Source organism: Microbacterium sp. VKM Ac-2923 (genome assembly GCF_022815605.1).
In the GTDB taxonomy this organism is placed as follows: Bacteria; Actinomycetota; Actinomycetes; order Actinomycetales; family Microbacteriaceae; genus Microbacterium.
Window position 1 is genome coordinate 19722 of record NZ_JALGRP010000012.1, and the last position, 22624, is coordinate 42345.

Consider the following 22624-nt stretch of genomic DNA (forward strand, 5'->3'; position numbering starts at 1 on the left):
GTTGTGTCCGCGGCGCCCGTCGAGGGCGGTCCCGGTGGCTTCGACCGGCGAAGCCACCTCCGCGACGCGCAACCGGACAGACAGAAGGGCCGGGTGCCCTCCGCAACCCGGCCCTTCCGCGGCTCGCTTCCGCAGCCCCCCGTTCAGCGCTGGCTGAACGCCGCGTCGAACGCCTCACCCGAAGGCTCGTACGACGACAGCTTCCTCACGAATCCGAGCGCCTCGGGCGCTCCGACCAGGCGGTCCATTCCCGCATCCTCCCACTCGACCGACAGCGGACCGTCGTAGCCGATGGCGTTGAGCATGCGGAACGCGTCCTCCCACGGCACGTCGCCGTGACCGGTGGAGATGAAGTCCCAGCCGCGCCGCGGGTCCGCCCACGGCAGGTGCGACGACAGCCGGCCGTTGCGTCCGTTGGTCAGGCGCTTCTTGGTGTCTTTGCAGTGCACGTGGAAGATCTTGTCCTGGAAGTCCCAGAGGAACGCGACCGGGTCGATGTCCTGCCACACCATGTGCGAGGGGTCCCAGTTCAGCCCGAACGCGTCGCGGTGGCCGATGGCTTCCAGCGCCCGCTTCGTCGTCCAGTAGTCGTAGGCGATCTCCGAGGGGTGCACCTCGTGGGCGAAGCGCACGCCGACCTCGTCGAACACGTCGAGGATCGGGTTCCATCGATCCGCGAAGTCCTGGTACCCGGCATCCACCATCGCCTCGGTGGCGGGCGGGAACATCGCGACGTACTTCCAGATGCTCGACCCGGTGAAGCCCGTGACGGTCTTCACCCCCAGCTTGGATGCCAGCCGCGCCGTGTTCTTCAGTTCCTCGGCGGCGCGCTGACGCACGCCCTCCGGATCGCCGTCGCCCCACACCCGGTCGGACACGATGTCGCGGTGACGCTGGTCGATGGGGTCGTCGCAGACGACCTGGCCCTTGAGGTGGTTCGAGATCGTCCACACCGAAAGTCCGTTGCGCGCGAGCACGTCGAGCTTGCCCTGCACGTAGGCGTCGTCGTCCCAGCGCCAGGGATCGAGGTGGTCGCCCCAGCAGGCGATCTCGAGGCCGTCGTAGCCCCACTCCCCGGCGAGGCGGGCGACCTCGTCGAAGGGCAGGTCGGCCCACTGGCCGGTGAACAGCGTGATCGGTCGCGTCATCGCGGTATTCCTCTCATCGGGGGGAATCGGGGGGTTGCGATTCAGGATGCCGCGAGCACGCGGTCGACGGAAGCGACAGACGTCGCCGACTCGACGCCCGTCCACACGCCGTCGGCGTCGGAGCTGCGCACCACGGCATCCAGAACCTCCTGCACGTGCAGGCCGTCGGCGAACGAGGGGCGGGGGTCGGCGCCCGCGGCGATCGCTTCGACGAAATCCTTCGCCTGGTGCGAGAAGCCGTGCTCGTAGCCGAGCATGTGGCCCGTGGGCCACCAGGAGCCGGCGTAGGGGTGGCCGGGCTCGGTCACCAGGATGCGGCGGAAGCCCTGCTCGGTGTCCGGAAGGGTCGCATCGTAGTAGTGCAGCTCGTTGGGGCTCTCGAGGTCGAACGAGAGCGAGCCGAGGGAGCCCGCGATCTCGACGCGCAGGCCGTTCTTTCGGCCGAGGCGGAAGCGCGAGGCCTCGAACGAGGCGAGGGCGCCGGATTCCAGACGCCCGGTGAACAGGGCCAGATCGTCGACGGTCACGGCGCCGCGCTCGGCGCCGGCCGAACCCGACAGGCCCGACGACGTCGCCAGCACGGGGCGCTCGGCGATGATCGTCTCGAGGACGCCCGCGACGCGGGTGAGGCGCTGGCCCGTCATGAACTCGGTGATGTCGACGGCGTGCGCGCCGATGTCGCCGAGGGCGCCGGAACCGGCGCGGTCCTTCTGCAGACGCCACGTCAGCGGGGCTTCGGCGTCGCTCAGCCAATCCTGCAGGTACTCGGCACGCACCTGCCGGATCTCGCCCAGGCGGCCGGCGGCGATGAGATCGCGCGCGAAGGTCGTGGCGGGGAGGCGGCGGTAGGTGAACCCCACCATCGATCGGATGCCGTTCGCGGCGGCCGTGGCCGCGGCATCCGCCATGCGTCGGGCCTCGTCGACGGTGTTGGCGAGGGGCTTCTCGCACAGCACGTGCTTGCCGGCCTCGAGGGCGGCGATGGCGATCTCGGCGTGCGTGTCGCCGGGGGTGACGATGTCGACCACGTCGACGTCGGGTCGGTCGATGACCTCGCGCCAGTCCGTCGCGCTCTCGCCCCAGCCCCAGGTGTCGGCGCACTGTTGCGTGCGGGCGGTGTCGCGCCCCACGAGGATGCTCATCTCGGGCGTGCGGGGGAGATCGAAGAAGCGTGGTGCGACGCGCCATCCCTGGGAATGCGCGGCGCCCATGAATCCCGCACCGATCATGGCGATGCGAAGGGGCTGAGTCACGATAAAGGCTCTCTTTGGGGGATCGAGGACGGGGCGTCCGCGACGAGTGCGGACGCCCCGAACCAGGTCAGGACTCGAACGACAGATCGATGAAGGACGCCACGTTGTCCTTCGTCACGACCGGTGCGTCCAGCACGATGCGGTTGGGCACGCTCGGGGTGATGAGGTCACCCGCGGTCTTGCCCTGCGCGATGAGGCGTGCGAGTGCGATGCCGTCGGCGGCCTGCGTCGAGGGGTAGATCACCGTCGCCTGCAGCGGGGTGTCACCGGCCTCGATGGCCTCCATGGCGTTGCGGCTCCCGGCGCCGCCGACCATGAAGAACTCGTCGCGACCCGCGGCCGTGATGGCGGCGAGCACGCCGATGCCCTGGTCGTCGTCGTGGTTCCAGATGGCGTCGATCTTCGGGTTGGCCGACAGCAGCTGCGAGGTGGATGACTCCCCGCCCTGCACGGTGAAGTCGGCGGCGACGCGCGGGCCGACCTCGAGACCGCAGTCGGAGAGGGCGTCGGCGAAGCCGGCTGAGCGGTCCTGGGTCAGCGGCAGCGAGTCGATGCCGGCGATCTCGGCGACGACGGCGTCGCTGGTGCCCTCGAGCTGCGCGCAGATGTAGGTGCCGGCGCTGACGCCCATGCCGTAGTTGTCACCCAGCACGGTCGAGCGCGCGGCGAAGGGGCTGGAGAACTCGCGGTCGACGTTGATGACCGGGATGCCGGCCTCCATCGCCTTGATGGCGACCTCGGTGAGGGCGGCCCCGTCGCTGGGCAGCAGCACGATGGCATCCACGCCGTTGTTGATGAAGGTCTCGACGGCGGCGATCTGCGCGTTGACGTCATTGGTGCCCTCGGCGACCTGCAGGTCGACGTCGGGGAAGCTCTCGGCGGCGGCGAGCGCGCCAGAGTTGATGGCGCCGAGCCACCCGTGGTCGGCGGCGGGGCCGGAGAAGCCGATCGTGACGGTGTCGCCGGTTGCGGCGTTCTCCTCGGTGCTGGTGCCCTGGTCGACGACGTTCTCGGCGTCGGTGTTGGAGCTCGTGCAACCGGCGAGCAGGCCGACCGACGCGAGGACGGCGACTCCGGTGAGAACGAGACGGGAACGCGACTTCATCTGTGAGCGCATGTACTTCCTCCTTGAATGTGATGCAGCGGGGGTCGTCGCGGACGCGGGTCGTCCCGAAGGAAGGGTCCACTCCGACGCGGCTCACGCTAGCAGAAGTATTGGTTTAGTAGTCAACTTTTGATAACAGACCGATAAAAGTCCACGAAGGTGCGGGACACCGCCCCGCTCGCTCGTGCGTGCGAGCGGCGGGCCATCGGTTCGGATCGCAGACTCACCGCATTTATGTGTGTCGTCTGTCGATGAAGGGGCGTGTTATGTTCGCTCTGTGATCAAAGTTGACCATGCGTCGTCATTACTCAACGTCCTCGGCGTGACGAAGTCCTTCGCCGGGGTCCACGCCCTGCGCGGCGTCGACCTCGACGTGCGCGCCGGTGAGGTGCACTGCGTGCTGGGCCAGAACGGCGCCGGCAAGTCCACCCTCATCAAGACGCTCGCCGGGGTCCACCGACCCGACGGCGGCACGATCACCTGGCAGGGGGAAACCGTCGAGATCGCCGACCCGCAGGCGGCGATCGACCTCGGCATCGCCACGATGTACCAGGAGCTCGACGTCGTCGACGGTCTGACGATCGCCGAGAACATCTTCCTCGGGCACGAGCTCGCCCGCGGCGGCTTCACGAAGCGCTCCGCCGCCGCGCGACAGACCACCGAGCTGCTGCGCCGCCTCGGGCACTCGAATCTGTCGCCGCACACCGAGGTCGGCTCGCTGAGTGCCGCCAACAAGCAGATCGTGAGCATGGCGCGTGCCCTGTCGCACGACATCAAGCTCATCATCATGGACGAGCCCTCGGCCGTGCTCGACAGCGAAGAAGTGAAGAACCTCTTCGCCGTCGTGCGGGAACTGACCTCCGAGGGCATCGCGGTCGTCTACATCACGCACCGCCTCGAGGAGATCCGCGAGATCGGCGACCGGATCACCGTGCTCAAGGACGGTCGCACGACCGCGGTGGGACTCCCCGCCGCAGATACTCCCACGTCCGAGCTCATCCGCCTCATGACCGGTCGCGAGATCACCAACGTCTTCCCCGAGCGCGCGCCGATCGCCGTCGACGCCCCCGTCGTCCTCGAGGTGCAGGATCTCGCCCTCCCGGGTGTCTTCTCCGACGTCTCCTTCACCGTGCGAGCGGGAGAAGTGGTGGGCCTGGCCGGTCTCGTCGGGTCGGGCCGCTCAGAGATCCTCGAGACGGTCTACGGGGCCCGCCGCTCCTCGAGCGGCAGCGTCAGCGTCAAGGGGCGCACCCTCCCGCGCGGATCGGTGTTCGCCGCGGTCCGTGCTGGGGTCGGGTTGTCCCCCGAGGAGCGCAAGAGCCAGGGCCTCGTGCTCGACGCGCCCATCTACGTCAACGCCACGCTCGCCTCGATGTCGCGCTTCGCCAAGGGCGGGTTCCTCGACGACCGCTCCGCGCGACGCGTCGCCGTGGAGCAGATCGACGCCCTCGAGCTGCGCCCCGCCGACCCCGATCGCGCGGCGCGCACGCTCTCGGGCGGCAACCAGCAGAAGATCCTCCTCGCCCGCTGGCTCATCCATGGCACGGACGTGCTGCTGCTGGACGAGCCCACCCGCGGCGTCGACGTCGGCGCCCGCGCCGAGATCTACGCGCTCATCCGCGACCTCGCCGCCGCCGGGAACGCCGTCGTCGTGGTGTCGAGCGAGATCGAAGAAGTGCTGGGTCTCGCCGACGTCGTGCTCGTCGTGGCAGACGGTCAGATCCTCCGCACGCTCCCCTCCCACCAGATCGACGAGCACGGTGTGCTCGACCTCGTCATGAAAGGATCCGCCGCGTGAGCGAGCCGACCACCCCGACCCGTGTGCGCACGGTTCCCACCGAGGCCGGCACGACGCCGGCCTCCCCGTCATCGACATCACCGCTGCGGGCCTTCTTCTCCGGTTCCGCCGGCCGCAACATCGGTCTCGTCGTCGCCCTCGTGGTGATGATGATCGTCGGAGCCATCTCCGCTCCGGGCACCTTCCTCACGGTCGACAACATCTTCGTGATCCTCCGCCAGGCCTCGATCACCGGCGTCGTGGCCATCGCCATGACCCTCGTCATCATCGCCGGCGGCATCGACCTGTCGGTCGGATCGGTCGTGGGCCTCGCATCCGTCGTCGGCACCCTCGCGGTCGTGCAGGATCTGGCCGATTCGATGCACTGGATCGTCTTCGTGATCTTCGCGCTCGCCGTGGGCGCTTTCGCGGGCCTGATCAACGGCATCGTCATCGCGTACGGCAACGTCGTGGCGTTCATGGCGACCCTGGCGATGCTCGTGGGGGCGCGAGGTCTCGCCGAGATCCTCGCCGAGCGCCGCACCCTCGTCGTCGAGGACCGCAGCTTCATCACCTTCATGAACTCCGACATCCTCGGCGTGAACATGCTCGTCTGGATCTTCTTGATCGTGGCCGTGCTCGGCTGGGTCCTGCTCAATCGCACCACCTTCGGTCGTCGCACCATCGCCATCGGCGGCAACCGCGAGGCCGCCCGCCTGGCGGGCATCAACGTCAAGCGTCACGTGATGTGGTTGTACGTGCTCGTGGGCCTCGCCTCCGGCATCGCCGGCGTGATGTTCCTCGGACGCACCACCGCGGGCAGCTCCACCAACGGTCAGCTCCTCGAGCTCGACGTCATCGCGGCGGTCGTCGTCGGAGGAACGCTCCTCGTGGGCGGTCGTGGAACGATCACCGGCACCGTCTTCGGCGTGCTGATCTTCGCGACGCTCACCAACGTCTTCATTCAGAACAATCTGTCGTCCTCGGTCCAGGCGGTGGCGAAAGGTGTCATCATCGTGGTCGCGGTCCTGCTTCAGCAGCGTTTCTCCCGGCCGCCCGGGCGGGGCTGACCCGCCTTCTGCCGTCGGCGGCTGCGTTATGTGCGTAGCCGCCTTCGGCATCTGAATCGAACACATGACAACTAATGGTGTACTGAGGGCGTGAAGAGGATGACGACAGATTCCGTGCAGTCGGTCAACGGTGTGAGCCAGTTGTTCCAGCTGCTGCGAGACGGGGTCCCGCGCACGCGTGCGGAGCTGGCCAAGTCGACGGGGCTGGCGCGCTCCACCGTCGCCGTGCGCGTCGACGAGCTCATGCGCATGGGTCTCATCACCCCCGTTGCCGACGCCGTCTCGACCGGCGGTCGCCCGCCGTCGCAGTTCGCGATCAACCCGGCCGCGAAGGTCGTCGTCGCCGTCGACCTCGGCGCCTCGCACGGCACGGTCGCCATCGCCGATCTCACCGGGAAGGTGCTGACGGAGAAGACCGGCGAGATCGACATCGCCCTCGGTCCGGAGCCGGTGCTCTCCTGGCTCGTCGAGACGGCATCCGTCCTGCTCGCCGAGTCCGGGCGCTCGACCACCGACGTCGCGGCCATGGGCATCGGCGTCCCCGGACCTGTCGAGCACTCCACCGGTCAGCCGGTGAATCCCCCGATCATGCCCGGCTGGGACCGCTTCGACATCCCCGGCTGGATCTACCGGCACATGCCGGTCCCCGTGCTCGTCGACAACGACGTCAACATCATGGCGCTCGGCGAGCGCAGCGTCGCCTGGCCCGCCGTCGAGCACTTCATGTTCGTCAAGGTCGCCACAGGTATCGGCACGGGCATCATCTCCGACGGCCGACTGCAGCGCGGAGCCCAGGGCATCGCCGGCGACATCGGTCACGTGCAGGTCGCGCGTGGCGCCGACATCCCGTGCCAGTGCGGCAACCGTGGATGCCTCGAGGCCCTGGCATCCGGTCCCGCCATCGCCCGGGCGCTGCGCGCACAGGGCATCGAGGCGCACACCGGCTCCGACGTCGTCGATCTGGTCAAGCGCGGCAACATCGACGCCATCCAGGCCGTCCGCCAGGCGGGCCGCGACATCGGCGAGGTGCTCACCACGTGCGTGAGCCTGATGAACCCGTCGGTCATCGCCATCGGCGGGTCGATGGCGCGGGTCGGAGAGCACCTGATCGCGGGCGTCCGCGAGGTCGTCTACACCCGCTCCACGCCGCTGGCCACCGAGTACCTCTCGATCGTGCAGTCCATGGCCGCCGAGAACGCCGCCGTGATCGGCGCGAGCATGCTCGCCGTCGAGCACGCCCTCGCCCCCGAGTCGCTGAACGCCGCATTCCTGCGGGCCTGACGAGCTCGGCGCGTTGCGCGCCTGGCCGTGCGCGACGCCGGGTCGTTGTGGTGACACGCCGGTTGTCGCGCGCCTGGCCGTGCGCGACGTCGGGTCGTTGTGGTGACACGCCGGTTGTCGCGCGCCTGGCCGTGCGCGACGCCGGGTCGTTGTGGTGACACGCCGATTCGGGATGCCGCCGGCCCGGCGTGTCGCGAATCGCCCCGCCGTCGTGCACCGCCCGCCGGTGTGCCCGCCGTCGTGCGCTTCGACGCTCGGGACAGGGGCTCGCGGCCGCTCGTGGGGGCAGAACTCCTGCGGATCGGGCATGGCTCGCCGCTCCGGGATGGGTCCCACGACATAACGCAGGAATCGTGCGCGGGGCGGCGTGGTCTGCCGCGGATTCGTGCGGTGGGACGGCCGCTCGGCCGGGGTGTTCCTGCGTTGTGTCCGGGCGGGGGCTCGCCGCCGTTCGGTGGGCACGGCTCCTGCAGATCGGGCGTGGGATGCCGGTCCGGGGTGCGTCCCGCGACATGACGCAGGAGTTGTGTGCGGCAGGGCAGCCAGAACGCGTGTACGCGCCGCGTCCGCGACAGATCTCCTGCGTTGTGTCCGGGCGCGAACCGCCGCGCGAAACGCCCGTCGTGCCGGAGCACGACGAGCGGCGTAGATCGCTCGCGGCGCGGAGTGTCCCTCTCCGCGCCGCGAGCGGGCTTCAGGGCGAGCGGAGTGCGGCCCGCTCGGTGTCGACGGCGTCCGCCGACGGATCCGCGACGGCCGCCGCCCCGGCGGGCACAGGCTCGCGCTCAGTACCGACGGCAGACGACTCCGCCCGCGCCGCGGCCACCGCGGCGGCGAGCTCGCGGGCGTGGGCGGCCTTCCGGCGGCGTGCGGCGAGGATGCGCCAGGCGACGAACAGCGCGAGCACGAGGAGGATAGCCAACGCCGTCCACGGCACCGCGGCCGTGGAAGCCGATGCCTCCGACATAAGCGGGTCCAGAGCCGAGGGCTCGGCGCCGGCCAGCGTGCGCGAGACCACCTGCGAGGTCGCCGTCACATCGGCCGACAGCAGGAGCAGGGGCACCACTCCCGCGACCTCGACGGTCCGCTGCAGGGTGCTCCCCGGCAGCAGCTCGGGGGCGTCATCGGCGGCGGATACGCGTGCCCATCCGAACGGGCCGCCCAGGGCGACCTCGACGTTCGGATCCAGGCGGGTGTTCCCGGTGTTGGTGAGGGAGTACGTGACGGTCGCCGAGCCCGACTCGACCGGGTTGGCGGTGCCGTGGTAGTCGACGACGACGTCGCCCACGGTCAGGGACGGCGCAAGGTCGCCCTGCACGCGCAGGTGCACGCGAGAGCCGAGGCGTCGCTCGGTGATGGTGCCGTTGTCGGCGGTGACGCGCATGGATGCCACGACGCCCGCGGCGTAATCACCCGGAGAGGCGTCGGCGGGCACGGTGACGGTGAAGGGGACCTCGGCGCTCGCGCCGCTGTCGAGGGTGAGCTCGGGGGACTCGATCGAGACCCAGCTGCCGAGATCGGTGGATGCCACGCCGCCAGCCAGGATGTCGAGGGAACCGTCCTCGGTGAGGAAGCCGTCTGCGGCGTACACCGAGAGCGTGATCGGCTGGGGGCTGCGGTTCGCGACGTAGAGCGCGTCACCGACCGTTCCCCCGGGTGCCAGGTCGTAGGCGTAGTTCGGCCGGTCGCGCCCTTGCGCGGTGTCGGCGGGTTTGACGCTCCACGTCACCGCGGTGTCGGCGGACGGAGCGGCACCCGCGGCGGAAGCGGCTGTGAAGGCGGCGAAGTCGGCGGTCGTGGCGGCGGCGGCAAAGCCGTGGGTCGACGCGGCGGCGGAGGGAGCGGCGCCCGAGACGACCGACGGAGCCGCCGCCGCAGATGCGGCGACGGGCGTTCCCAGCAGAAGGGCCGAGGCCGCGAGAAGGGAGAGGAGAAGACGGACGGGGGAGTTTTTCGCCTGGGACATGGGCGTGGCTTTCGGTGGGAGGGCGGTCCGCCGGGCCGCGCCGGGAGACGGCGCGATCGCAGCGAGAGGGTGCGTCGGGGCCGCGCTCAAGAGGAACGCAACCCCGACGCACAGGGGATCAGCTGAGGGCGGTCAGCGTCACGGTTGCGGTGTAGGTGCCGCGGGGGGTCTCGAGCGGGAGCTTGAGATCGAGGTCGGCGCCCACGAGCGAGCTGCCGCGTGCGTGGCCCTCGTTCGCCGAGGCGAGCGTGCGAGCGACCGACAGGCCCTCGCCCTCGTCGAAGCCCGAGGGAACGGGTGCACCGGCGACGGCGTCACCGCCGTTCTCGAGCACTTCGGGCGTCCAGCCGAGGTACTTGCTCGACACCTGCTCGCCACCGGCAGCGAAGTCCGACACCTGGGCGGTCAGCGACCACCCGGGGTTGCCGGCGCGGGTGTCCTGGATGCGGATCGGGATGATCTCGCCCTCGGCGTGGAAGTGGTCGAGCTCCTGCTCGGCCACCCCGAGGTCGACGAGGCGCGACGTGCCCTCGATCGACCACGTCAGCTCGCCTGAACCCTGCGCGGGCACGGTCACGGCGATGGACTGGTCACCGGCGGGGGGCGCGGTGGGCGCCTCGCCGGTGTAGTCGCCCGTGGTCGAGCCGGCGCGTACGCCCGCGCCGAACGCGGCGGCGGGGGTGTTCCCGTCGAGCGCCACGGCGCCGTACACGGTGGTGTTCGCCACGCGCAGGTTGGCCGAGTTGCCCGTCAGCGACAGGCCGCCGCCGATCGAGTTGGCGAACGCGTCGCTGCCGCCGTCGGTGGTGGCGCCGATCAGCACGTCGCGCGAGCTGCCGCTCACGGTGACGTCGCCCTGGACGACCGCGCCCGTCATCGACACGCCCCAGTTGGAGCGGTCGATCGACACGTCGCCGCCGACCGAGCTGCGCACGAGGTCGACGTAGTTCGCCTGCTGCGTGAGCAGCGAGCCCGTGATCGCGCTGTCGACGATCTCGACATCGATGCCGCCGGCTTCCACGGATCCGCCGACGCGCAGGTCGTTGACGTAGAGGAAGCCCACTGTGGTGTCGGCCGAGTAGGCGCTGATGTCTCCCTCGACGCTGGTGCCGTCGAGCGAGACGCCGTAGGCGTCGGTGGCGATGACGTCTCCCGTGACGGTGACGGATGTGGCATCCAGCCATCCGCCTTCCTCCACGACGATGTCGCCCTCGACGGTCGCGCCGCCCAGCACGCAGTCGGCGCCGCTGGGGACGAGCAGATTGCCCGAGACGGTCTGGCTGCCCAGGTCGTCGGTGCAGGTGAGGTCGGCCGCGTACGCGGGGACGGCGACGACGCTGCCCCCGATGACGAGGAGGCCGACGGTGGTGAGTTTGGTGATCTTGTTCATGTGATCTTCCTCGTCGCTCAGCCGCGCAGGGCTGCGATGTTGTCGTAGCTGCGGTCGGCGTTCGCCAGCGAGTTGCCGGGGTTGACCGGCACCGTGGAGGCGTTGTCCTGCTCGAACATGCCGAACCGCTGGCCGCGGTCGCGCAGCTGTGAGAGGAACGCCGTGTAGTCGATGTTCCCGGCGCCGAACTCGACGATGTCGTAGCCGTTGGGGCTGTTCGGGTTCAGCTTTCCGTCCTTGAGGTGCAGGATCGGGAAGCGTCGCGGATCGCGCTTGATGTAGTCGATCGGCTCGAAGCCGGGGTAGAGGTGCTTTCCGACGTGCGCCCAGTAGACGTCCATCTCGAAGAACACCGTCTCGGGGTTCAGGTGCTGCCAGTACAGGTCGTAGACGCGCTCCTGGGTGTCGGTGGTGTAGCCCCACTCCTGGGCGTGGTTGTGGAGGTAGAGCTTGATGCCCGCGGCGCGTCCCTTGTCGCCCATCTGGTTCCACGTGCCGATCGCCTGCATCCAGGCGTCCTTGGCGATGGGTCCGCCGTAGCCGCCGGCGATGGGCCCGCCCTGGCCGAGGTGCGGCATCCCGAGGACGTTCGCGATCTCGAGCTGCTGGTCGATGTTGTTCGAGTTGAGGTTGACGTGGGCGCCGGTCGCGCGCAGGCCATTGTCGTCGAGCAGCTGACGGATCTGCTGCGGGGTGATCGCGCCGACCTGGCCCTGCGTGTATCCGGCGAACTCGATCTCCGAGTAGCCGATGTTCGCGAGCTCTTCGAATACCGCGCGGAAGCCCAGCGAGCTGACCTTGTCGCGGACGGTGAACAGCTGGATGCCGATGCGGTTGACCGGCACGAGACGCTTGCCGGCGCTGACCGGGGGAGCGGCTGCCGCGGCGCGGGCGCCGAAGGCGGTGGACGCGGAGGCCGCGGTGGGCATGGCGGCGGCGCCGATGCCGACGGCGACGGATGACGCCGCCAGGGCCTTGAGCAGCGTGCGCCGGCTCATGGGCCGATCCGGCACCGTGGGGTGCGCGTGGTCGTGGTGGTGACTCATGACTCTCCTTCGAGGTGGGTCCGCCCCGTTGCCGGGGACGGTGGAGGGGGTGGTGGGGGCCGCGCGGCGCGCGACCCCCACCGGGGTACTACTTCTGGACGGTCAGGCTGGTGCTGCCGCTGCTCTTCGCGATGCCCGTCGACCCGGTATAGGTGGCCTGCACCTGGTAGGCACCCACCGTGCTGAGCTTGGGCAGCGTCACCTGGACGGTGCCGTCTGCGCCGAGCGTTCCGGTGAGGGTGGCGACGACCGCGTTGTTGCGGCGGAGGGTCACCGTGGCATCCCCGGTCGGGACGATGCCCGTCGACGAGACCACCTGGACCGTGGCGACGGCCGCCACGGCGGGCTTGACCGGCGTGGGCGAGACGGCGACCGTGGTCGTCGAGCGCGCTTGCGACACGGTGAGGCGGGCGATACCGGCCGAGCTCTTGAAGGTCTCGTCGGCGCCGTAGGTGGCACGCAGGGTGTGCGTTCCGACCGGCAGGTCGGCGGGCAGGGCGATGACGGCGTTGCCGTCGGCATCCAGCGTTCCGCGGGCGATCTCGTTCTCGCCGACCGTCAGCACGACCTCGCCCGTGGGTGCGCCGCCCTCGCCGCGCACCGCCACCGTCACGTCGCCGGGGGCGCCGTAGGTGACGCGCGGGGAGGCGAGCGTGACCATCGTCCGCGTGTCGACCGTCGGCTCGTTGGGAGCGTCGAGATCGATCATGAACGACACCGAGCCCAGCTCCGACACGTTGCCGCCGGTGTCGGTGGCGCGGTAGCGGATGTCGTAGGTGCCCTTCTGGTCGAAGGTCACGCCGTACTGCTGGTTGGCGGCGAGGTTCGTCCAGGTGGCGCCGTTGTCGCGCGAGTACTGGACGCTGGCGAGGGTGCCGTTGTCGGCGGCCTGCACCGAGAAGCGGACCGGCTCGTTGAACACGCCGCCGACACCCGTCGGGGTGGCGGGGGCCAGGGTGTGCGCGACCGTGGGAGGTGTGACGTCGCCCACGCCGTCGCCGACCATGGTCAGCGAGTCGACGGCCAGTTCGTCGGCCGAGGTGACGTAGAGCGCGCCGGTGCCCTCGGGGGCGTCGAACGCGACCTGCACGTCCTTCCAGCCGTTGCCGCCGGGGATCTTCGCCGTGGCGAAGGGAGCGGCGTCGGCGGCGCCCCAGCGCAGCTGGACCTCGCCCGCGCCGGTGGCCCGCACGATCGCCCCGTCGATACCGGCGAAGTTCACCGGGTCGTAGGCGAGGAAGTCGCCCTGACCGAGTCCGCGGATGGCGTTGCCGCCCGAGGCGTCGGTGTCGGCGTAGGTGGCGACACCCTGACGGCGGATGGCGTGCTCGGCCTGCTGCAGCTTCGGGTTCAGGCGAACGGTCGCCTCACCCGTGGCGGCCGGGAGACCGTTGGCGCCGCGGTCGGCGTAGGTCACCACGACCGCGCCGTAGAGCAGGGCACCGGGGCCGTGCTCGGGCGAGTTCGGGTCGGTGCGGAAGACGCCGGTGCAGCCGGTCCCCGAGACCTCGGGGTGAGCGTGCTCGTCGTGGCCGAGACCGTAGGTCCAGGTCACGCGGGCGCAGTCGGTGGCGGTCCCGTCTTCGGCATCCGAGGTCGTCACCTTGAACGGGATGGCCTGGCCCCAGTCGAAGAACGCGCCGTTACCGGGGAACTCCACCGTGACCTCGGGTGCCTGGTTGCCCACCGAGATGGTGCGCGAGGTCAGGCCGAAGCGTCCGCCCGCGTCGGTCACCCGCAGGCGCGCGGTGTAATTGCCGAGCTCCGTGTAGGTGTGCGAGGCGGTGACGCCGGTGGCGTCGAAGGTGCCGTTGCCGTCGAAGTCCCATTCGTAGGTGATCGCGTCACCGTCGGGATCGGTCGAGCCGGTCGCGTCGAACTGCACCGTCAGGGGAGCCTGCGATGACGACGTCGGCGTGGCCGTGAAGCGGGCCTGGGGCGACTTGTTACCGGCGACGTAGTCGATGCGGTAGAGCCCGGCATCCGGGTTCGCGCGGAAGAAGCCGTCACCGTAGTCGAGCACGTACATCGAGCCGTCGGGCCCGATCTCCATGTCCATGGGGTTGTCGTGCGTCGGCTGACCGAGCGTGCTCAGTGCGGCGTTCGGCAGGAAGTCCTCGATGTCGGTTACCTCGAAGGCCTCCCAGTCGAGCGCGAAGGCGGCGATGTAGTCCTGTGAGAACTCACCCATGAAGGCCTTGCCGTCCCAGTGGCGGGGGAGCTTCGTGGTCGAGGGGTTGGCTTCGTCGTAGTGGTAGACGGGTCCGCCCATCGGACCCTGGCCGCTGCCGGCACCGAAGTTCACCAGCTCGTCCCACGGCTGGTCGCCGGGGTTGTCGCCGTACCAGAGGGTCGCGGGCTGCGCGGGCGGCAGGTCGGTGAGACCGGTGTTCCAGCGCGACTCGTTCTTGAGGTTCTGCGGGTCGAAGAACGCGCCCGGCGTCGCCGTGGCGAAGTCCCAGTCGTTGTACGCCTGGTTGTCGGCGTGCACGTAGGGCCAGCCGGCGTTCTGCGGCTCGTCGAGGCTGATGGCGTTCCACTCCACCAGGCCCATCGGGCCGCGGCCCGCGGTCTGGGCGACGGCCTTCGTCGCGTCGGGGCCGTAGTCACCCCACGACAGAGAGTTGGTCTCGATGTCGACTTCGATGCGGAACGGGTTGCGCACGCCCATCACGAAGATCTCCGGGCGGGTGAGGTCGGTTCCGGGGGCGAACAGGTTGCCCTCGGGGATCGTGTACGTGCCGTCGTCCTCGACGTGGATGCGCAGGATCTTGCCGCGCAGGTCGTTGGTGTTGCCGGCGCCGCGGCGCGAGTCGAAGCCGGGGTTGAACCCGGGGGCGTCGTTGTTGGGGGCGAAGCCGTTGGCACCCGGAGTGGATGCCGGGGTGTTGTCACCCGTGCTCAGGTAGAGGTTGCCGTCGGCGTCGAACCCGATGTCGGCGCCCACGTGGCAGCACTGCCCGCGCTGGACCTCGACGTCGAGGATGGTCTGCTCGGTGGACAGGTCGAGCTGGTCGCCGGTCCACTGGAAGCGCGCGAGGCGGTTCACGCCCACCCACTGGTCCCAGTAGGACTCGTCGGCGCCGGCGGGCAGCGTGTTGGGGGCGTTGCCGGTGGGGGTGTCGGCCGCGCCGTCGCCGTCCGCGTCGCGCGGCGAGTAGACGAGGTACACCCAGCCGTTGTTCTCGAAGTCCGGGTCGATCGCGACCGTTTGCAGGCCGTCTTCCGAGTTGGCGTAGACGTCGAGGGTGTTGGTGACGCGCGTGACGCCGGTGGCCGGATCGGTCAGGCGCACGTCGCCGTTGCGGGCCGTGTGCAGGACGCGCTTGTCGGGGAGCACCGCGAGGTCGATCGGCTCGCCCACGTTCTTCGTGAGCAGGACGCGCTCGTAGTTGCTCCAGTCGAGGGCGCCGGCGCCGTCGCCGGTGTCGCCGGGATCGGGCGTACCGGGGTCGGTGGGATCGCCGTGATCGCCGCCGGGATCGGTGACGACGGGGTCGGTCCCGTGGTCGTGACCCTCATGGGCGAAGGCCGGTGCGGGGGCCGCGGCGAGGGCGCCCAGGCCCAGTGCGGTGGCCGCGAGGACCGCCGTCAACCGGGACCTGACGGCCGGATGCCGAGAAGTAGAGTTCATCGTGAATACAGCTCCTGTGAATGCGTGCGAGTTGTTTTCACCGGGTCGCCACACGGTCGGTCTCAACGACTGTTTCGTGGCGGCCCGGGCTCATCGTGCGGTGGCTGTCGGCCACACGCGGCTACGCTCCTCCGCTCTTCTTCGAGTTCGGATGGGTCACCGGATACCGCCTCTGCGGGGCGGTTCTCGGGCGATCTCCGGGGGTGAGTCGTTCGCATGGTCGGCGTCGTTGCTCGTGGTCATCCTGACCCATGTTTTTCCATAGGTCAATCAAAAGGTGCGTAATCAGCAACCAACAAAAGTACGCACGACGCGGAGCTTGTGAATTGAGTTCGTCGCGGGCTAGCATCGCCGACGGTGCGTCCCCCGCGCCGACATTCACCGCCGGCAGAGACGCCGGCACGGCCGAGGAGGCCCCATGCTCCATGGACTGACCGGATGGCATCTGTTGATCGTGCTGGCGGTGATCCTGCTGCTGTTCGGCGCGGCGAGACTCCCGGCCCTCGCGCAGAGCGTGGGGAAATCGGCCCGCGTCTTCCGGGGCGAGATCAAGGCGATGAAGGAAGAGGATGCCGCCGGCACGCCGACCCCTGCCACGGGCGTCGCCGATGCACGTGTCGACGGGTTCACCGCCGATCCGCCGTCGGCGCGCTGACACGACGATGCCTCCCCACGGCTCCGCGGCGAGGCGGAGGCTGGTCCCGTGACCTTCGGTCTGACGATCGAGAAGCTGCTGCTGATCGGCCTCATCGCGGTCATGATCATCGGCCCCGAGCGTCTTCCCGCCGCCGCGGAATCGTTGCGCCGCACGGTCCAGCAGGTGCGGCGCATGGCTCGCACCGCGCAGGAGCGGGTGCGCGAGGAGCTCGGCCCCGAGGTCGCCGACGTCGACTGGCAGCGTCTCGACCCCCGTCAGTACGACCCGCGTCGCATCATCCGGGAGGCCCTTCTCGCCGAGCCCGACGCCGTGTCGGCGCACGGGGCGGTGGTGGGGGCTTCGGATGCGGCTGAGTCGGGCGAGCCCGCGCCGAGCGCGATGGTCATCCCCATTGATCCCGCGCCGGCAACGGCATCCGCTCCCGCCCATGCCGGGGACGACTCCTCCCCAGCGATCTGACGGGCCGTCCGAGCCTCGAGTCTTCGACCGACCACGCGGCGGTGCGCGATGATGGGGCGCATGACCCAGACGTCCGCGCCCGCCACCCCGGGTGACCCCGCCGGTGCCCCGCGGGGGTCGGCTGCTGCGGCGGCGGTCCCGACGGGCGAGCGGCCCTCGGTTCCGGACCGTGCAACGAGGTGGGTCGCGCGTGTGTGGGAGCGTCGACGCGCGTGGGCTGCCCCCGTCGCCGTCTTCGCCCTCGTCTTCGCGGGCTACGTGCTCTTCGCCGCACAGCAGTGGGCGCAGTTCACCGCCCGCTCGTGGGATCTCGGCATCTTCACTCAGCTTCTCTCGCGCTACGCGGCGCTTCAGCCGCCCATCGTCACCATCAAGGGCGACGGCTACAACCTGCTCGGTGATCACTTCCACCCGCTGCTCGCAGTCCTGGCGCCGGTCTACGCGGTCTTCCCGTCGGCGTTCACCCTTCTCGTGGTCCAGGCCGCCTGCTTCGCGCTCGCCGCCGCCGTCTTCACGCGGGCCGCCCGGGCACGTCTGGGAGCGGCGACGTCGGTGGCGCTCGGCCTGGCGTTCGGTTTCGCGTGGGGCCTGCAGTACGCCGCCGACGCGCAGTTCCACGAGATCGCATTGGCTGTTCCGCTGTTGACCCTCAGCCTCGTCGCCGTCCTGGATCGTCGGTGGCTCGCGGCATGCCTCTGGGGTGCCCCGCTGGTCTTCGTGAAAGAAGACCTCGGCCTCACCGTGGTCATGCTCGGGCTGATCGTCATCCTCCTCGCCTGGCGGGAGGGCGGCGTCCCCACGACCCCTGCGACCGAAGCGCGCTCCGGCGCGGCTCCCAGCCGGTTCCTCCTGTCCGGCATGGGTCTGGGCGCGGGCCTGGCGGTGTGGGGCGTGATCTGGTTCGTCGTCGCGACGATGATCGTGCTGCCGGCGCTCAACCCCGGAGGCGAGTGGGCCTACGCCGACAAGGCCGATCCGCTCAGCGTCCTCACCGACACCGCGATCCTGTTCGCACCAGCCAAGGGAGAGACCCTCGCGCTCATCCTGGTCTGCTCCGCGGGGCTGGTCCTTCGCTCGCCGGTGGCGCTGTTGCTGCTGCCCACGTTGGCCTGGCGCTTCCTCTCGACCAACAGTGGCTACTGGGCGCCCACGTGGCACTACAGTGCGGTGCTGATCCCGATCGTTCTCGTCGCGCTCCTGGATGCCATCGAGCGCGGGCGTTCCTCGCGCTGGGCGTGGATGCGGGCCTATATCCGTCAGGCTCCCGCGATCGCGGTGACGGCGGCGGTCGTCCTGTTGCCGGGCCTGCCGCTCTTCTCGCTCGTCGAGGCCGCGAGCTGGGACCCGTCGCCGCGTGCGGCGAGCGCCCAGGCGGCGATCACCGCCGTCCCCGACGGTGCGAGCGTCGTGAGCGACATCGGGCTGATGAACTACCTGGTGAGCGACCACGACGTTTTCTGGATCGGCAACGACAATCCCGCCCCCGACTGCCTCGTCATCGACACGGTCGCCGGAGGCACGCCTGGGGAATGGGGCGACGTCATCGCCGTCGGGCAGAGGCTGTTCCCGGGTGTCGCATACACCGGGATCTTCGACAGTGACGGGTATCAGGTCGCCTGCCGCTGACCTCGGCGGGGCACGCGCGTGTCCGGCGCGACGCTGGGCCATCCGATTCCTGATGCGCGCGGCGCCGAGCCGGCGGCTGCCGCCGGTCTGCGATGCCGGGCGGTGCGGCTGCCCACCCGCCGCCGCGCCGAAAGCTACCTCGCCGCGGCGCCCGCCGCCACTGTGCGCAGAGCCTGCAGCACGCGCCGCACCGCGGCGTACGCGAGGGTGTCGGGGCGGGCGAGGGCGTCGACGTGGCGCACGAGTTCGAGGTCGGCGAGCGGGCGCAGGACGACGCCGTCGACCGCGAGGGGGATCGTGGTCGTCCTCGGCATGACGGCGATCGCGGCTCCGGCGCGCACGACTTCGGCCGTCACCGAGAACTCGTTGATGCGATGCGCGATGTGCAGGGGCCTTCCGAGGTGCGCGGCGAGATGATCGAGCACGCCCGCGAGAGGGAACCCCTCGTGCACCGACACCCACTGCTCATCGACCAGGTCGGCGGCCTGCACCGCCTCACGGTGCGCGAGGGGATGCCCCGCGGGGAGGGCGATGTCGAGCGGTTCCTCGAGCAACGGGGTCGCCACGACGCGGTCGCGCGGCCAGGGCGCGTCGTGCGCCAGGCGGTGGGCGATGACCAGATCGTGGTCGGCGGTGAGCCCCGGGAAGTCGCGGTGGGCCACATCGGCGTCGCTCAGGTGCAGCGGGGGGATGCCGTCGAGCTCGCGCAGCAGGGGACCGAAGAGCGTCAGCCCCGCGCTGTGGAACGCCGACACCCTCACGGGCCGATGGTCGCTCTCGAGGAAGGCCCCCACCGCCTCCCGCGCGGCGACGAGCGCTTCGTCGACGCGGGTCCCCGCCGCGGCCAGCGCCTCGCCCGCCGGGGTCAGAGCCAGGACGCGCCCGCGCCGCATCGTGAGCGGCACGGGTACGCGCGCCTGCAGGGTCGCAAGCTGCTGGGAGACGGCGGATGCCGAGATGTGCAGGGCCGCGGCGACGGCCGCGACTCTCCCCCGGTCGCCGAGCTCGCGGAGCAGGCGCAGGTGTGCGGCATCCATAAGTTTGAACTTACGCGATGTTGAAGAAAGAGCTCGTTGATCTTCCGGTTCGATCGAGCGACGGTGGACAGATGACCCGCCGCCCACCCGAGATCGTCGTCGACCTGCTGCTCATCGCCGTGGCGGCGGTGTGGGGCGCGAGTTTCCTCTCCGCGAAGGAACTGACCGGCGAGGTGGGTGTCGCCCCCGCCGTAGCCCTGCGATTCGTCGTCGCCGCCGTGGCGCTCGGGGTCGTCTGCCTGATCCGACGGGAACGGATGCCGCGCGGCCGGGGCCTCGCGATCGCAGCCCTTCTCGGGTGCTCGCAGGCGGCGGTGATCGGGCTCGAGACCGCCGGTGTGCACCTGACCTCGGCGACCAACGCGGGTCTGTTGATCAGCCTCGCACTCGTGTTCACCCCGGTGCTCGAGAGCATCGCCTCCCGCTCCTGGCTCCCGCGGTCGTACTTCGTCGCCGCCGTCGCCGCGGTCGTCGGGGTCGCGCTCCTGGTGTCGGGCGGCGGGTTGCGCGCACCCGCCGTCGGTGACGCGCTCGTCATCGCCGCCGCGGTCGTGCGCGCCCTCCACGTCACGGCTAGTGCGCGTCTGACCCGCGGCCGTCACGACAGCACTCTCGCCGTGGTGCTCGTGCAGCTCGTCGTGTGTGCCGCGACGTCATCGGCCGTGGCGGGCGCCGACCTCCCGGTGGCGGTCGGCCGTCTGACGGCATCCGGGTGGGCGAACGTGCTGTTCCTGGGGTTGCTGTGCTCGGTCTTCGCCTTCGCGGTACAGCTGTGGGCGGTGCGGCGCACGTCGGCGACGCGCGCGAGCATCCTCATGGGCACCGAGCCGGTCCGGGCGCTCGCCGTCGGCGTGGCGATCGGCGGCGAGGCCGTGGGGCTCACAGGGCTCGCCGGGGCCGCGCTCATCATCGCCGCCTCCTACGCGGGTCAGGCGATCGAGCGCCGCCACCGCCGCGGGCTCTCCACGGGGTCGCTCGCGCCCTCGCGGCGCCGCGAGACCGCATCTGGCTGACATCTCGGTTGCAGCCTGTGACAGCCTCGTCAGCGAGACGCCGTCTCGCGGCGGGAGCTGACCCCGGTCCCCCGCCCCGGCACCCGGCCGGAGGCCCCGCCGCCGTAGGCTGGACCCATGCACGGCGAGTACAAGGTCCCCGGCGGGAAGCTGGTCGTCGTCGACCTCGAGGAGCGCGAGGGCCGTATCCACGGGTTCCACCTCGCGGGTGACTTCTTCCTCGAGCCCGATGACGCCCTCGACGACATCGACCAGGCCGTCAACGGCCTCCCTGTCGAATCCGACGTCCCCACCATCGCGGCGGCGATCCGCGCGGCCCTCCCCGAGGGGGCGCAACTGCTCGGCTTCACGCCCGAGTCGGTGGCCACGGCCATCCGCCGCGCGCTCGTCACCGCTCCCGGGTGGGCCGATTTCGAGTGGGAGGTCGTGCACGACCGTCCCGTCTCACCGCGCATGAACCTGGCCCTCGACGAGGTCCTGACCACCCGCGTCGGTGCAGGACTGCGAAAGCCCACGCTGCGCCTCTGGGAGTGGAACGAGAACGCGGTCGTGATCGGCTCGTTCCAGTCGCTGCGCAACGAGGTCGATCCGGCGGGCGCCGACGCGCACGGCTTCGACGTGGTGCGACGCATCTCGGGCGGCGGCGCGATGCTGATGGCCGCGAACTCCATCGTGACGTATTCGCTGTACGTTCCGGCATCCCTCGTCGCCGGCATGACGTTCGCCGATTCGTACGCGTTCCTCGATGACTGGGTGCTGCAGGCCCTGCGCTCGCTCGGCATCGACGCGGTGTACCAGCCGCTCAACGACATCGCCGGCCCCCACGGCAAGATCGGCGGCGCTGCCCAGAAGCGTCTCGCCAACGGCGGTGTGCTGCACCACGCGACCCTCAGCTACGACATGGACGGTCAGGTACTCACCGAGGTGCTGCGCATCGGCCGCGAGAAGCTCAGCGACAAGGGCACCGTCTCGGCCGCCAAGCGCGTCGACCCGCTGCGCAGCCAGACCGGTCTGCCGCGCGACCAGGTGATCGATCGCTTCATCCAGACCTTCACCACGCTGTACGGCGCGACCGAGGGGCACATCACCGACGACGAGTACGCCGAGGCCGAGGCGCTCGTGGAGTCGAAGTTCGCCACCGACGCGTGGCTGCAGCGCGTCCCGTGAGCGCCGTCACCACCGGCGACGCCCTCGAACCGGGTGCCGTCGAGATCCACCACGCCGACAATCTCGCCGTCACCCCGGCGTACGCCGACGGCTCGTTCGCGCTCGTCTACCTCGACCCGCCCTTCAACACCGGCCGTACGCGATCGAAGGCCGTCGAGTCGGCGACGTGGACGCCGCCGGTCGAAGAGCCCCAGGATGCCGCAACCCCGGATGCCGCTGGGCCCTCGGCCGCGGCATCCGAAGACCCGAACATGCTCACGTTCCCCGAAGAGGAGCCGCCACCGCCTCCCGTGGTGCAGCGCGGCTTCCACGGACGCGAGTACGCGCGCCTCCGCGGGGACCTCCGCACCTACGACGACCGCTTCGACGATTACTGGGGGTTCCTCGAGCCGCGGCTGATCGAGGCGTGGCGTCTGCTCGCCGACGACGGCACGCTCTACCTGCACCTCGACTACCGCGAGGTGCACTACGCCAAGGTGATGTGCGACGCGCTGTTCGGTCGCGACAAGTTCCTCAACGAACTCATCTGGGCGTACGACTACGGCGCCAAGACCAAGCGCCGCTGGCCCACGAAGCACGAGACGATCCTCGTGTACGTGAAGAATCCGGCGACGTACTTCTTCGATTCGGATGCCGTCGATCGCGAGCCGTACATGGCCCCCGGTCTCGTGACCGCCGAGAAGGCGGCCCGCGGCAAGCTCCCCACCGACGTCTGGTGGCACACGATCGTGCCCACGACGGGGCGCGAGAAGACCGGGTACCCGACGCAGAAGCCCGAGGGGGTGCTGCGCCGGATGGTGCAGGCCTCGAGCCGCCCCGGCGACCGCGTGCTCGACATGTTCGCCGGCAGCGGCACGCTCGGCGCCGTCGCCGCCCCGTTGGGCCGGCACAGCGTCCTGATCGACGACAACGCCGACGCCGTCGCGGTCATGCACAAGCGCCTGGGTCCGTTCGCGGTCTGACCGTGCGCGGCGCCCGCCGCACGTGTAACGGG

The 22624-nt window shown here is 70.3% G+C and carries 17 protein-coding genes; 9 read left to right on the forward strand and 8 right to left on the reverse strand.

Annotated features, from left to right (window positions below; translation table 11 throughout):
• Positions 1 to 143: 143 nt before the first annotated feature.
• The 3 genes from MT347_RS15690 to MT347_RS15700 form a co-directional block, all read right to left on the reverse strand.
• Entirely contained in the window at positions 144 to 1148 is a 1005-nt protein-coding gene (locus MT347_RS15690; RefSeq protein ID WP_243502245.1) for a sugar phosphate isomerase/epimerase, read from the reverse strand.
• Positions 1149 to 1189: 41 nt separating this feature from the next.
• On the reverse strand, positions 1190 to 2377 hold the full coding sequence (locus tag MT347_RS15695; protein ID WP_243502317.1) for a Gfo/Idh/MocA family protein: 1188 nt from the start codon (positions 2375 to 2377) through the stop codon (positions 1190 to 1192).
• Between the two features lie 91 nt (positions 2378 to 2468).
• Positions 2469 to 3518 carry a substrate-binding domain-containing protein gene (locus MT347_RS15700; protein WP_243502247.1) on the reverse strand — a complete coding sequence of 350 codons (1050 nt, stop codon included), beginning with the start codon at positions 3516 to 3518 and terminating at the stop codon, positions 2469 to 2471.
• Between the two features lie 310 nt (positions 3519 to 3828).
• Here MT347_RS15700 and MT347_RS15705 point away from each other — a divergent pair, with 310 nt between their 5' ends.
• From MT347_RS15705 to MT347_RS15715, 3 genes are all read left to right on the forward strand, one after another.
• Positions 3829 to 5304, forward strand: a complete 1476-nt coding sequence (locus MT347_RS15705; protein WP_243502319.1) for a sugar ABC transporter ATP-binding protein — start codon at positions 3829 to 3831, stop codon at positions 5302 to 5304.
• Positions 5301 to 6353: an ABC transporter permease gene (locus MT347_RS15710; protein WP_374206547.1), complete on the forward strand. Its 1053-nt coding sequence runs from the start codon at positions 5301 to 5303 to the stop codon at positions 6351 to 6353. Before MT347_RS15705 ends, MT347_RS15710 begins: the two co-directional genes overlap by 4 nt.
• A 99-nt stretch (positions 6354 to 6452) precedes the next feature.
• Positions 6453 to 7634, forward strand: a complete 1182-nt coding sequence (locus MT347_RS15715; protein ID WP_243502249.1) for an ROK family transcriptional regulator — start codon at positions 6453 to 6455, stop codon at positions 7632 to 7634.
• A gap of 694 nt (positions 7635 to 8328) precedes the next feature.
• Here the strand turns inward: MT347_RS15715 and MT347_RS15720 are convergent.
• The 4 genes from MT347_RS15720 to MT347_RS15735 form a co-directional block, all read right to left on the reverse strand.
• A complete protein-coding gene (locus tag MT347_RS15720) occupies positions 8329 to 9600 on the reverse strand; it encodes a DUF916 domain-containing protein (RefSeq protein WP_243502251.1) in 1272 nt (423 codons plus the stop codon).
• A 118-nt stretch (positions 9601 to 9718) separates the two neighbouring features.
• Entirely contained in the window at positions 9719 to 10990 is a 1272-nt protein-coding gene (locus MT347_RS15725; protein ID WP_243502253.1) for a hypothetical protein, read from the reverse strand.
• A 17-nt stretch (positions 10991 to 11007) separates the two neighbouring features.
• Positions 11008 to 12036, reverse strand: coding sequence for a sugar phosphate isomerase/epimerase (locus MT347_RS15730; protein ID WP_243502255.1), 1029 nt, complete (start codon positions 12034 to 12036; stop codon positions 11008 to 11010).
• Positions 12037 to 12124: 88 nt separating this feature from the next.
• Entirely contained in the window at positions 12125 to 15670 is a 3546-nt protein-coding gene (locus MT347_RS15735; RefSeq protein WP_243502257.1) for a PQQ-dependent sugar dehydrogenase, read from the reverse strand.
• A gap of 418 nt (positions 15671 to 16088) precedes the next feature.
• On the opposite strand from MT347_RS15735, the gene MT347_RS15740 reads away from it, so the two are divergent.
• Genes MT347_RS15740 through MT347_RS15750 form a run of 3 tightly spaced genes read left to right on the forward strand, consistent with a single transcriptional unit; the run spans position 16089 to position 18413 of the window.
• A complete protein-coding gene (locus tag MT347_RS15740) occupies positions 16089 to 16325 on the forward strand; it encodes a twin-arginine translocase TatA/TatE family subunit (protein WP_243502259.1) in 237 nt (78 codons plus the stop codon).
• Between the two features lie 48 nt (positions 16326 to 16373).
• On the forward strand, positions 16374 to 16787 hold the full coding sequence (locus MT347_RS15745; RefSeq protein WP_243502261.1) for a twin-arginine translocase TatA/TatE family subunit: 414 nt from the start codon (positions 16374 to 16376) through the stop codon (positions 16785 to 16787).
• 60 nt (positions 16788 to 16847) lie between these two features.
• Positions 16848 to 18413 carry a DUF2079 domain-containing protein gene (locus tag MT347_RS15750; RefSeq protein ID WP_243502263.1) on the forward strand — a complete coding sequence of 522 codons (1566 nt, stop codon included), beginning with the start codon at positions 16848 to 16850 and terminating at the stop codon, positions 18411 to 18413.
• 134 nt (positions 18414 to 18547) lie between these two features.
• On the opposite strand, the gene MT347_RS15755 is transcribed toward MT347_RS15750, so the two are convergent.
• Positions 18548 to 19450, reverse strand: coding sequence for a LysR family transcriptional regulator (locus MT347_RS15755; protein WP_243502265.1), 903 nt, complete (start codon positions 19448 to 19450; stop codon positions 18548 to 18550).
• 71 nt (positions 19451 to 19521) lie between these two features.
• Between MT347_RS15755 and MT347_RS15760 the strand changes: the two genes are divergently transcribed.
• The 3 genes from MT347_RS15760 (at position 19522) to MT347_RS15770 (ending at position 22592) form a co-directional block, all read left to right on the forward strand.
• Positions 19522 to 20463 (forward strand): DMT family transporter, encoded by a 942-nt coding sequence (locus MT347_RS15760; RefSeq protein ID WP_243502267.1) that lies wholly within the window; start codon positions 19522 to 19524, stop codon positions 20461 to 20463.
• Positions 20464 to 20580: 117 nt separating this feature from the next.
• A complete protein-coding gene (locus MT347_RS15765) occupies positions 20581 to 21630 on the forward strand; it encodes a biotin/lipoate A/B protein ligase family protein (RefSeq protein WP_243224273.1) in 1050 nt (349 codons plus the stop codon).
• Entirely contained in the window at positions 21627 to 22592 is a 966-nt protein-coding gene (locus tag MT347_RS15770; RefSeq protein WP_243502269.1) for a site-specific DNA-methyltransferase, read from the forward strand. The genes MT347_RS15765 and MT347_RS15770 overlap by 4 nt, the downstream gene beginning before the upstream one ends.
• Positions 22593 to 22624 lie beyond the last annotated feature (32 nt).